This is a genomic window from Mesorhizobium sp. CNPSo 4689, from assembly GCF_057784325.1.
The window spans coordinates 142,556-154,500 of sequence record NZ_JBWLUZ010000005.1 but is presented as its reverse complement, the minus strand read 5'-3'; the positions used below and the strand labels follow the sequence as shown (position 1 = coordinate 154,500).

Annotated in this window: 11 protein-coding genes; 9 read left to right on the top strand and 2 right to left on the bottom strand. The window is 59.8% G+C overall.

Annotated elements, in window-relative coordinates; genetic code table 11:
* Positions 1-6: 6 nt before the first annotated feature.
* The 8 genes from rfbF (at position 7) to AC04SI_RS11125 (ending at position 8,317) form a co-directional block, all read left to right on the top strand.
* The gene (rfbF, locus tag AC04SI_RS11160) at positions 7-777 is read left to right on the top strand and encodes a glucose-1-phosphate cytidylyltransferase (protein WP_192183697.1); all 771 of its coding nucleotides are present in this window, start codon (positions 7-9) and stop codon (positions 775-777) included.
* A complete protein-coding gene (gene rfbG, locus AC04SI_RS11155) occupies positions 774-1,850 on the top strand; it encodes a CDP-glucose 4,6-dehydratase (RefSeq protein ID WP_404277257.1) in 1,077 nt (358 codons plus the stop codon). The genes rfbF and rfbG overlap by 4 nt, the downstream gene beginning before the upstream one ends.
* Positions 1,847-2,410, top strand: a complete 564-nt coding sequence (locus AC04SI_RS11150; RefSeq protein WP_488474219.1) for a dTDP-4-dehydrorhamnose 3,5-epimerase family protein — start codon at positions 1,847-1,849, stop codon at positions 2,408-2,410. The genes rfbG and AC04SI_RS11150 overlap by 4 nt, the downstream gene beginning before the upstream one ends.
* The gene (locus AC04SI_RS11145) at positions 2,407-3,633 is read left to right on the top strand and encodes a methyltransferase domain-containing protein (RefSeq protein WP_488474218.1); all 1,227 of its coding nucleotides are present in this window, start codon (positions 2,407-2,409) and stop codon (positions 3,631-3,633) included. Before AC04SI_RS11150 ends, AC04SI_RS11145 begins: the two co-directional genes overlap by 4 nt.
* The gene (locus AC04SI_RS11140) at positions 3,633-4,523 is read left to right on the top strand and encodes an NAD-dependent epimerase/dehydratase family protein (RefSeq protein ID WP_404277260.1); all 891 of its coding nucleotides are present in this window, start codon (positions 3,633-3,635) and stop codon (positions 4,521-4,523) included. The genes AC04SI_RS11145 and AC04SI_RS11140 overlap by 1 nt, the downstream gene beginning before the upstream one ends.
* A 253-nt stretch (positions 4,524-4,776) precedes the next feature.
* Positions 4,777-6,765 (top strand): SDR family NAD(P)-dependent oxidoreductase, encoded by a 1,989-nt coding sequence (locus AC04SI_RS11135; protein ID WP_404277261.1) that lies wholly within the window; start codon positions 4,777-4,779, stop codon positions 6,763-6,765.
* Positions 6,766-6,865: 100 nt separating this feature from the next.
* Positions 6,866-7,777: a glycosyltransferase family 2 protein gene (locus AC04SI_RS11130; protein WP_404277262.1), complete on the top strand. Its 912-nt coding sequence runs from the start codon at positions 6,866-6,868 to the stop codon at positions 7,775-7,777.
* Between the two features lie 3 nt (positions 7,778-7,780).
* Entirely contained in the window at positions 7,781-8,317 is a 537-nt protein-coding gene (locus AC04SI_RS11125) for a sugar transferase (RefSeq protein ID WP_488474217.1), read from the top strand.
* Here the strand turns inward: AC04SI_RS11125 and AC04SI_RS11120 are convergent.
* Together AC04SI_RS11120 and AC04SI_RS11115 are read right to left on the bottom strand one after the other, a co-directional pair.
* Positions 8,305-9,249 carry an NAD-dependent epimerase/dehydratase family protein gene (locus tag AC04SI_RS11120; RefSeq protein ID WP_488474246.1) on the bottom strand — a complete coding sequence of 315 codons (945 nt, stop codon included), beginning with the start codon at positions 9,247-9,249 and terminating at the stop codon, positions 8,305-8,307. The two genes, AC04SI_RS11125 and AC04SI_RS11120, sit on opposite strands and share 13 nt — an antisense overlap.
* Positions 9,250-9,279: 30 nt before the next feature.
* Entirely contained in the window at positions 9,280-10,545 is a 1,266-nt protein-coding gene (locus AC04SI_RS11115) for an O-antigen ligase family protein (RefSeq protein WP_404277264.1), read from the bottom strand.
* Positions 10,546-11,037: 492 nt separating this feature from the next.
* Here AC04SI_RS11115 and cysD point away from each other — a divergent pair, with 492 nt between their 5' ends.
* The gene (gene cysD, locus AC04SI_RS11110) at positions 11,038-11,943 is read left to right on the top strand and encodes a sulfate adenylyltransferase subunit CysD (RefSeq protein ID WP_006206275.1); all 906 of its coding nucleotides are present in this window, start codon (positions 11,038-11,040) and stop codon (positions 11,941-11,943) included.
* Positions 11,944-11,945 lie beyond the last annotated feature (2 nt).

Sequence of the window (11,945 nt, the reverse complement as noted above, 5' to 3'; positions counted from 1 at the left end):
TTATGAATGAAAGCGGTGATACTCGCCGGCGGACTCGGTACGCGATTGGCGGAAGAGACGTCTATTCGACCCAAGCCATTGGTAGAAATTGGCGGCCGACCGATTCTTTGGCATATTATGAAGAGCTATTCAGCGCACGGTATAAATGAATTTATAGTTTGTTGCGGTTATAAAGGGTATATGATCAAGGAATATTTTGCAAATTACTTCCTGCATATGTGTGACGTAACTTTTGACATTGCAAAAAACCAGATGGTAACTCATCAGAGTCGAGCCGAGGATTGGAAGGTTACGCTTATTGACACTGGAGATAGCACCATGACGGGAGGACGCCTTCGTCGCGTGCGTGAATACATAGGCGATGAGACTTTCTGCTTCACCTATGGCGACGGCGTTGGTGATATAGACATTGCGGCAACCATTGAGTTTCATCGTCACCACGGCAAGCTCGCAACGCTTACGGCCGCGACACCGCCTGGCCGCTTCGGCGCGCTTAACCTGGACGGTGATGACGTCAAATCATTTCAGGAAAAACCGAAGGCTGATGGGGGAGTGATCAACGCAGGGTTCTTCGTATTGGAGCCGCAGGTGATCGACCGCATCTCCGGCGACGCGACGGTTTGGGAGAGGGAGCCCCTCGAGACCCTCGCGTCGGATGGTCAACTTGCGGCCTGGCGCCACAATGGCTTCTGGCAACCCATGGACACGTTGCGTGATCGCCACCAGCTCGAGGCGTTGTGGGAGGGCGGCAAGGCGCCATGGCGAGTGTGGCAATGACAGCCGTCAATCCCAACCCGGATTTCTGGGCCGGCAAAAGAGTTCTTGTTACGGGTCACACCGGCTTCAAGGGTAGCTGGATTTGCATCTGGCTTTCGACGATGGGAGCGAGGATCACCGGCCTCTCATTGGACCCGGACACCACCCCATCGCTCTATGATATCGCTGGAGTGAGCAGGTTCCTTGAGGCAGACTTGCGCTGCGACATTCGCGACGCCGGCAGGCTACGCGACGCAGTTTTGTCCGCGGAGCCCGAAATCGTGCTGCATCTGGCGGCCCAACCGCTGGTGCGCCGCTCATATTCCGACCCGCTTGCGACCTATGCAACGAACGTCATGGGCACCGCGCATCTCCTGGAGGCCGTTCGACATACGCCGTCCGTCAAGGTGGTCGTCAACGTCACCACCGATAAATGCTACGAGAATCGCGAATGGGTTTGGGCCTATCGCGAGGACGAGGCGATGGGAGGTCACGACCCCTATTCGAGCAGCAAAGGCTGCTCCGAACTTGTAACCGCGGCGTACCGCCGTTCGTTCCTGGCCGCGGCGGGCGTAGGCGTCGCGACTGCCCGCGCCGGCAACGTCATAGGTGGCGGGGACTGGTCGGCAGACAGGTTGGTGCCAGATTTTCTACGCGCCATCGATCGCAATGAAACACTCGTCATCCGTTCACCCGAAGCGACCCGTCCTTGGCAACACGTGCTCGAGCCATTGTCTGGCTATCTGTTGGTGGCCGAAGCGTTGTGGCGCGACAATGTCGGCTTCGCCGAAGGCTGGAATTTTGGCCCGGACGAGGATGACGCCAAGCCGGTACGCTGGATCGTCGAGACACTGCACGCCTTGCGTCCGCAGACGCGCTGGGAGATTTTCGACGGCGAGCGTCCGCACGAGGCAGGCATGCTGACCCTGTCGAGTTCAAAGGCCCGGGTCAGATTGAAATGGCAGCCCCGCTGGAGGCTTCGTCGCGCGCTCGAAGAGACGGTTCAATGGCATGACGCCTGGACGCGCGACCAAGACATGGCTGAGCTGTGTCGGGAACAGATCGGCAGCTATCTGGATAGCCCCGTCCCATGAGCGCGCGTTTTTCCGTCGAGCAAACGCCCCTGGCCGGGCTTCTGTTGATTGCGCGGAAGGTCATCGGCGATCACCGTGGCTACTTGGAGCGGTTGTTCTGCACCACCGAGTTTGCCTCCTTCCTTGAGGGGCGCAAGATCGTCCAGATCACTCACACGCTGACACGAAACACCGGAGCGGCGCGCGGCATGCATTTTCAGCGTGAGCCCTATCAAGAGACGAAGATCGTGTCGTGTTTGCGCGGCGAGGTCTTCGACGTTGCCGTCGATCTTCGGAAGGGGTCTGCCACATTTGGCAAATGGTATGGCGCTGTTCTAAGCGCCGAAAATCATAGCAGTCTCTACATTCCCGAAGGCTTCGCCCATGGCTTTCAGACGCTATGCAGCGATTGCGAGATGCTCTATTTCCACACGGCTCCCTACGCCGCCGAGGCGGAGGACGCCGTCAACATGCTCGATCCCGCATTCGGCATCGAATGGCCCTTGGCCATCACCGAGCGCTCGGCTCGCGACGAAGGCCATCCTTTCATCACAAGCGCATTCGAGAGTTTGAAGACATGATTTGTAGACACTGCCGTGCACCGGTCACGCAGAGCTTCGTCGACTTGGGCAGCGCGCCCCCTTCGAACGCATATCTAACTGCAGAGGCAATGCGGGGTCCGGAGAAGTGGTTTCCGCTCCGCGTTCTCGTTTGCACTCAATGTTGGCTGGTGCAAACAGAGGATTTTGCCAGGTTTGACGAACTATTTGACCAGGAATATGCGTATTTCTCCAGCTTTTCGGCCTCCTGGCTTAAGCATTCCAAACACTATTGTGAGGCAATGACTGCACGGTTCGGCCTCAGCTCCGCTAGCCACGTGGTCGAAGTTGCTGCCAATGACGGCTATCTGTTGCAATATTTCAAGGCAGCCGACATTCCATGTCTTGGCATCGAACCTACTGAAAGCACTGCCAGGGCAGCGCGCGAAAAGGGGATCGACATAGTCCAGTCGTTTTTCGGCGAGGCACTCGGTCAAAAGCTGGCGAACGAGGGCCGGAGTGCTGACCTTACCGCCGCGAACAATGTGCTCGCTCACGTGCCGGATATCAATGATTTCGTGAAGGGGTTTGCGAGGATCTTGAAACCGAACGGCGTTTCGACTTTCGAATTTCCTTCCCTGCTCAATCTACGTGATCTCGTCCAGTTCGATACGATTTATCATGAGCATTTCTCCTATCTATCTTTGACCGCAGTAGATCAAATATTCGACGCGAATGGCTTGTCTGTCTTCGATGTCGAAGAGTTGTCGACTCATGGTGGCAGCTTGCGTGTATTCGCGCAGAGGAAAGACACGGGGAAGCGCGAAAAACGCACCTCTGTTGAAGCGATGCTGGCGCGTGAGAGGGCTGCGGGCCTCACTTCTCGCGAAGGTTATGCCGGTTTCCAGGCGAGAACCAATCATGCAAAGAACGCGCTGCTTTCATTTCTCATAGCAGCGCGGGACGACGGAAAGAAGGTTGTCGCCTACGGTGCCGCTGCAAAGGGTAACACATTCCTCAACTACGCCGGTATTCGGCCAGACCTGATAAGCGTTGTGGTGGACCTCAATCCTGCCAAGCAGGGGAAGTTCATGCCAGGAAGCAGGATTCCAATCGCCGGCGAGGAAAAGATTCGCGACGAAAAGCCAGACTACATAGTTATCCTTCCATGGAATCTGTCTGAAGAGATAACCAGCCAACTTGCATACGTCCGCGAATGGGGTGCACGCTTCGTGACGTCCATACCCGAACTCAAGGTATTTTGATGCGCGTCGCGGTAACAGGCGCGACAGGATTTATTGGACGTCATGTCCTGGCCGAACTGTGTCGGCGCGGTCATGAAACGACAGCGTGCGTGCGCGACGCTTCGCGTCTGCCGGATGAGTTCCTGCAGATGGGGACGGAAGTCCGGCAGATTGCCATAGGCGCTGGCGACGAGCCTGACTGGCAGAGCTTAGGTTCGCCGGACGTGCTTATCCATCTTGCATGGGATGGATTGCCGAACTATCACTCGCCGCACCATTTTGAGAAAGAACTGCCGGACCAGTACTCATTCCTCGCTCGGCTCGTAAAGACCGGATTGCCGGCGCTAACTGTGACAGGAACTTGCTTCGAATATGGTATGCAATCTGGCGCTCTCGGTGAGGAGACCATATGCTTGCCGAGCAATTGCTACGGATTTGCTAAGAACACCTTACACAGGCAATTGCAATTTCTCTCGGCCCAACATAGATTTAATCTCGTTTGGGCAAGATTATTTTATCTGTATGGCGACGGTCAGTCCTCCAACTCGCTTCTTTCGCAATTGCGTAATGCGGTTACAGAAAGAAAGAAAGTCTTCGACATGTCCGGCGGTGAGCAGTTACGCGACTATCTGCCGGTGACGACTGTTTCAAGGTTTCTTTGTACACTTGCGACGCTGGGGCAAGACATTGGCCCGATCAACATCTGCTCGGGGAAGCCGATTTCGGTTCGTAGATTGGTTGAGACCTGGATTCGGGAATATGGCTGGAAGATAGAGCTCAACCTTGGCCACTATCCCTATCCAGACTATGAGCCGATGGCCTTCTGGGGAAAGACCGACAAGCTTTCGACGATCATCTCCATAGCGGATGCGGTTCAACCCGCTTCGATGGAAGTATCAAAAGCGCCGTGAGCGCAAATGCCTTTGCCGCTGCCTTCTATGACGGCTGCAGCGGAGCCTGGGGCACTGTGGCAGCCCTGCACCCCAGTCTCTTAACCCCACCTCTTTGCAAAAATTCTCTGGCGATGCCCCCAACTCCGCGCTATGCGATAGAGGGCGGCGGGTTGAAGATTTGGCACTCTGATAGGTGGCCGGTGGCGGATGACAGTCGATCTGGCGCCACTTTAGCGCTACTATCTTCGCGCCTGGAGTTCAGTACTAGCCAATGACCTCATACGTAGAAGCCGTGTCCGGACTTCGGCCGAAGATACGGCGCGCCATCATCATGCTTCAGGACATCGTCATGGTCCTGATCGCGATGGTGCTCAGCCTGGTGCTGTCGCGGTCGAATCTTTCGTTCGATACGTTCTCACCTACAGGCCTGGCATTCTGGGCGAGCATTGTCGTTCTCAGCCATTTGCTGTTCAGATATTGCGGCCTCTACAACACCGTGTGGCGGTTCGCCTCGACGCCCGACTTCTTCAACATCCTGAAGGGCTGCGCGACCTTGACTGTGCTGCTCTATAGCGCCTCGCTGGCGTTTCGCGCCTTCCAGCCGGTGATCGGCCTCAACGAGCGCCAGTTCATCGTCTTCTTCCTGGTCTCCTTCACCATCATATCGGCGCCCCGGCTCTACTACCGGTTCCTTCGCGACGGCGCGAGCTGGCGCATCCTCGGCCGCGCTACCAACAACAAGCTGGTCAAGCAGGCACTGTTCATCGGCAGGCTGAGCGAGGCCGACGTGATCATCCGTTTCACGCGCACGGCGCAGCCGGCCGAGTATGCCATCGCCGGCATCATGGCCATTGAGAGCGAGGCGCGGCGGGGCACGCGGATCCAGGGCGTTCCGGTGGTGGCGCTCCGCCCGCGCCTTGTCGAAGTGCTGGAGGAATACACCAAGGGCACCGAGAATCTCGACCTGCTGATTTTCGGCAACGGCGCCGAACGCGAGATCGAGGAGTATTCGGAGCTGGTTCGCGTCGCACGCCACAGCGGCATCGCCGTCGTCCAGTTCTCCGGCTTCTCGGAGCTCGGGCAGGGCGGCAAGCTGGTTCTCGACGCCGTCGAGATGGAAACGATCCTGCGCCGTTCGACCGTGCCTCCCGACATCGAGCGCATCGGTGCTTTCGTCAGCGGCAAGCGCGTCCTGGTGACCGGCGGTGCCGGCTCCATCGGCCGCATCCTGGTCAAGCGCTCCCTGGAACTCGGCGCCGAGGCCGTTCTGGTCGCCGATATCTCGGAATTCGGCATTTTCCAGCTCGACCAGTCCGTTGACGAAAAGGACCATGATCGGCTGAAGTGTCGCATCATCGATGTCACCGACCGGCGCCAGATGACGCGCGTTGTCAGCGAATTCAAGCCGGCCATCATCTTCCATGCCGCGGCGCTGAAGCATGTGCCGCTGCTCGAGGAGAACTGGGAATCGGCCATTCAGACCAACATTTTCGGAACGCTCGCCTGCGCCGAAGTCGCCGCCAAATGCGGGGTGCCGCAGTTCCTGCTGATTTCGAGCGACAAGGCGGTCGACCCCACCTCGGTGCTCGGCATCACCAAAAGGGCGGCCGAGCAGATCGTCAGTTCCTTGCATGGGACGCATGCCACCGGGCTCGGCGGGCGTCGCTCCGGCACCAAATTCATCGCCGTGCGCTTTGGCAACGTGTTTGGCTCCAACGGCTCCGTGGCCACCATCTTCCAGGCGCAGATCGAGGCGGGTGGCCCAGTCACCATCACCGACCGGCGCATGACGCGCTATTTCATGACCGTGGCCGAGGCCGTCGACCTTGTCATCATGTCGGCCGCCGATTCGGAGCGGCGCGAGGGCAAGGACGACTATGCCATCTATATGCTCGACATGGGCAAGCCCGTGCCGATCCTCGAGGTCGCCGAAACCATGATCCGCATGGCCGGCAAGAGCCCCTACACCGACATTCCGATCCGTTTCACCGGCATCAGGCCCGGCGAGAAGCTGCACGAGACGCTTCAGGGCGAGAACGAGGAGATCGTCAAGCTCGATATTGCCAAGATTTTCGGCCTGCGGACCGATGTCGTGGAATGGCCCAGGATCCAGGCCGCGCTGACGATACTGCAGGCGGCAATGCGTGACCAGGACAAGGCGGCGGCACTTGCCGTGCTTGCGGCGCTGTATCAGGCGGAAAAACCAATCGGCGGCGCACGCCAGGAAACCAGACCGAAAACAGTCGGACAAGTCGGCTAGACTCTGTCGCAGATGGCCGTGATTGGCTATTGAAACCAATCCGATAGCCATTTCGGGCAGTTCAGGTGATTCTAAACCCGTGATCAGACAAGACCAGCGCGTGGCCGTTCTGTTGGGCACGAAGGACGGCGCGGCCTTCATCGCCGAGCAGCTGGAGTCGCTGCTCGCGCAGTCGCATCCCCACATAGACCTGTGGGTCTCCGACGACGGCTCCACGGACGGCACGACCGATCTGATCCGCGCGTGGCAGGCCCGCTGGCACAAGGGCCGGCTGACCCTGGTGGAAGGACCGTGCCGGGGCTTCGCCGCCAATTTCCGTTCGATGATCGTCGATCCGCGCATCGATGCCGACTGCTACGCCTTTTGCGACCAGGACGACGTCTGGGAGCCCGACCGGCTGGAAAGCGCGCTGCGCTGGATCGAGACATTGGATGCGGCGACCCCGCTTCTGTTCTGCTCCAGAACCGCGACCATTTCCGAAACCGGAACCGCCGAAGGCCATTCGCCGCTGTTCGGGCAGCCGCCATCGTTTCGCAATGCCCTCGTACAGAGCATCGCCGGCGGCAACACGATGATGATCAACCGCACCGCGCGTGACCTCCTGGCCAAGGCATCGGCAAGGACGGAGTTCGTCAGCCACGACTGGTGGGCCTACCTGATCGTCACCGCCGCCGGCGGCATTGTCCGCTACGATCCGCGGCCCCTGGTGCGCTACCGCCAGCACGCGGCAAATCTGGTTGGCGCCAATGTCTCCTGGAAGGCGAGGCTTTCCAGGCTCGCGCGCCTGTCCAGGGGCGAGTTTGCCGGCTGGACCGACACCAATCTCGGCGGCCTCGCCGTCAACCGCGATATCCTCACCAAGGATGCGGCGGCCTGCCTCGGCCTGTTCATAAGGGCACGCAAGGGCAATGTCGTTCGCCGCTTGCGCCTGCTGCGCAGGAGCGGCGTCTACCGACAGACGTTTTTGGGAACGCTTGGGCTTTATCTGGCTTTCCTCTGGCGCCGGATCTAGAGCATGGACGCGAAGCGGGCCTTCGATCTCGTTGTCGCGGCCGCGATGCTGGTGGTGACATCGCCGGTGTTGGTGGTCGCGATGCTGGTCATCCGGGCGACATCGCCCGGGCCCGCCATCTTTTCGCAAGTTCGGGTCGGGCGCGCAGGCGCGCTCTTTGCCTGTCACAAGCTGCGCACCATGCATCAGGGAACGCCGTCCTTGCCGACGCACGAGGCGCCGGCCAATTCCGTCACCGCCGTCGGGAAGGTTTTGCGCGGGACCAAGATCGACGAGTTGCCGCAGCTCTGGAACGTCCTGAAAGGCGAGATGAGCCTCGTCGGGCCGCGCCCATGCCTGCCCACGCAGACGGAACTGATCGGGCACCGAAGAGAGTTGGGCGTGCTGCAGGCGCTCCCTGGCATAACCGGCCTCGCCCAGGTCAGGGGGATCGACATGTCGGTTCCCAAGCTCTGCGCCGAAACCGATGCCGAATATCTGAAGACGGCCTCGATCGGCCTGGATATTCGCATTCTCATCGGCACAATCTACCGGGGCTGAGCGGTACCTGATCTATGGCGCCGCGCAAGTTCAGCCAGCCGCTCGAGCGTATCGGTCTGTGGCACCCAGCCTTCGGCAACCAGCAGCGACGGATCGCAAATCTGAGTCGCTGTCATCGCGTCACATGCCTTGCCTTTGCCCAGCAAGGTCGCCGCCGCCCGTATCGGGCCGGCAGGCACGGCAGACAGCCGCAACGAGAGCCCAAAACCCTGCCGGAAGGCGCCGAGGACTGCCGAGATTGGGAGAGGAGGGAGGTCGCAAGCGACATAGACGGGCCGAAGCGGCTGCGGACAGCTCAACAAATACACCACAGTCCGCGCTGCCGCTTCGCATGACATCAGCGATCGCATGCCGCTAAAGAGCGCCGCGGGCAGCGGCAAATTCACAGGCATGCCACCCAGGCGCATCAGCGTCGCCAGGTTTCCCTTCATGCCTTCGCCATAAACCGGCGGCAGGCGGAGCGCCGTGGCATCGGAGGGCCTGGACGCGTAGGCGTCCAGCGTCCTGATCTCGCCTTCGCGCTTCGAACGCCCATAGGCGCATTGCGGGGCAGGGGGTGTTTTCTCGTCGATGGTGCCGCTGAAGCCGGGACCGGCCACCGCCCGTATCGACGACAAATAGACGAAGCGTCCGCCGGCCTGCACGGCGGCGGCACGCGCCAGCCGTCCGGTCAGATCCGCGTTGGCACTCAGATAGTCGGCCTCGCTTGCGTCGCGGTCGTTGTTCAGGGCGGCGCAGTGAACGACATGCCTGACATCCTGCGTGATGGCCGTGAACGCTGCGGCCGGCGCATCTGGGGCCGGCAGCAGGACGGCATCGCTTGCCGGCTCGGGATGGCGGGAGGCGATCCGCACCTCGAACCCGGCTTCGCGGAGTTGTTGCACGACCTGGCGCCCTATAAACCCCGTCGCGCCTGTGACCAGCACTTTCATGGCCTTGTTCATGGCCTTGTCCGAAAACTGTCAGCCAACTGCCGATGCTTCCGGCAATGCCTGCTGGCGGCCCGAGGCAAGATATGTCCCGCAGACCAGGAACACCATCAAGGTCGAATCAAGAATGTCATGGCCAACCAGGATGCCGGTCAGCCCGCCGATCAGATAGGTGATCACGGTGACGACGAGCATCGTTGCGCCGAAGCGCTCCAGCGGATCGGCGCTGATGCGCAGCACCCTGGCCGCATTTCTGGCGGCAACCACGAATATCCCAGCCAGCGCGATGGCGCCCAGAATTCCAGCCTCTACCATGACCGTCAGGAAGCCGTTGTGGAAATGGCTGAAGCCGCGGTCCATGCCGAACTGGTCCTGGAAACCCTGATGCATGAGGTCACGGCTGGCGGCGATGCCATGTCCGAAAATCGGCATCTCGCGGAATGCGCCAAGGCCGATCTGCCAAAGCGCCACGCGCAGCCCGAGTGCCGTCGAGTGGTCGCCCTTGGTGTTCAGCGCATCCCAGTCGCTGAACAGGAAATCGGCGCGCTCCAATATGATGGGAAAGCCGACCGCCGCGATCACCAGCCCGATCCCGGCGGCGATCAGCAGCAGGCGCATGGAATTCTTGCCGGTGAGCTTGCGCCGGTTGATCAGAAGCACGGCAATGCCGGCGATCAGCATGGCCAGCCAGATGATGCGCGAACCCGAACAGACAATCGCGACGGCACCGGCCAGCGCCGCTAAGATCAACGGCTTCCACGCCCTCTCTATGCCCGACAGGGCGCCGGCCAGGCACATCATGACGCTGAGACAGGCGACGGTGGCGAATATGATCGCATTTCCCGCCCCGCCTTCAGCCCTCATGCCAAGCCAGTAATATTGCACGATGGCCAAAGCCAGGGCGCCAAAACATGCCGCCATGCTGGCCAGCACGACAATGCGCACAAGGGTGGCTTTTTCGGTAATGCTCCAGGTCGAGTAGGAGAGGGGGAAAAACAGCAAGGTTATCAGCGGCAGGAAATAGACCGCGTCAGCCCTGAGCGTATTGTTGACGATCGAAGCGAGGATCATCGCGGCGCAATAGGCATAGATCGCCACGGTCATCGCCAGCATCGGCCGGTCGATGTTGAAGCGCCGCCGCTTCACGGCGAGCAGCAGGACGGACCACAGGGCGCCGCCGCTGAACACAAAGCTGACCACCGATCCCAGAACCGGCGGAGAAAAGAAGCAGACGATGGAGAAGTAAATGTTGATCTGCGAAGGCGTGAAGTGACGTCTTGTGGATGAAAGCCGGTTCAATGCTCTGGTTCACAATTGCGGGGGTTGGGGGACGCTGCTTTCCGGTGGCAGCAAACAAGATCACCTTCGAAATCCACGCGCCGCAAGGCGGCCGCTGGCCCATCTTCTGCGTCCGGTATAGCGGCTAGGTCCGATCTTCGATAGTGCGGAGAGGCCCGGCTCCTGATCAAAAATCACCAGCATGGCCTTTACGCCCCCGTGACATCAGCCTGTGGCCGGGCGGCATCTTGTGGCGGCAATAGTTTTTCGCTGCCTTTCAGGCCCATCAACCAGTCAGGCAGGAATTTCCGGTTTTTAAGCTTTGTGTGGAAAATTCATTCTCTATCCGCCCGGTAGCGGACCTCTCTGGCATTGTTCCCGGCAATGGCGATCTGCTAGAACGCCGGCACGAAATCATAATGTCCAGACGTGAAGCTTGAACCGGGCTGTTGAAAAACTGTGCCTGATGCGTCGATGCAAGGTCTGGATGGCACGAGAGAACGCTCACAGTCCATGAATATTGCACTAACGCACCTGCAGCGGCTTGAGGCCGAATCCATCCACATCTTCCGCGAGGTCGCGGCTGCGTTCAGCAAGCCGGTCATGCTCTATTCGGTGGGCAAGGATTCCTCGGTGCTGATGCATCTGGCGATGAAAGCCTTCTATCCCGCCAAGCCGCCTTTCCCGTTTCTGCATGTCGACACGACCTGGAAGTTCCGCGAAATGATCACCTTTCGCGATCAGATGGCGCAGAAGCTCGGTTTCGACCTTCTGGTCCATGTCAACGAAGATGGGGTGCGTGACAACATCAATCCCTTCGATCATGGCTCCAACACCCACACCCATGTGATGAAGACCGTGGCGCTGCGCCAGGCGCTCGACAAATACGGTTTTGACGCCGCCTTCGGCGGCGCCCGCCGCGACGAGGAGAAGTCGCGCGCCAAGGAACGCATCTTTTCCTTCCGCAACGCCCAGCACGCCTGGGATCCGAAGAACCAGCGGCCGGAAATGTGGAAGATATTCAACACCCGCATCGCAGCTGGGGAATCGATCCGCGTGTTTCCGTTGTCGAACTGGACCGAGCTCGACATCTGGCAGTACATTCTGCAGGAAAACATCCCGATCGTGCCGCTCTATTTCGCCAAGGAGCGCCCGGTCGTCGAGCGCGACGGCATGCTGATTCTCAAGGACGACGAGCGCATGCAGTTGCGACCGGGCGAAACGGTGGAGAACCGGCTTGTGCGCTTCCGCACCCTTGGCTGCTATCCGCTGACCGGCGCCATCGAATCCGACGCCGACACACTTGAGGCCATTGTTGGCGAGATGCTGACGGCGCGCACCTCCGAGCGCCAGGGCCGTCTCATCGACCGCGATGAAGCCGGCTCCATGGAAAAGAAGAAGCGCGAAGGGTATTTCTGAGC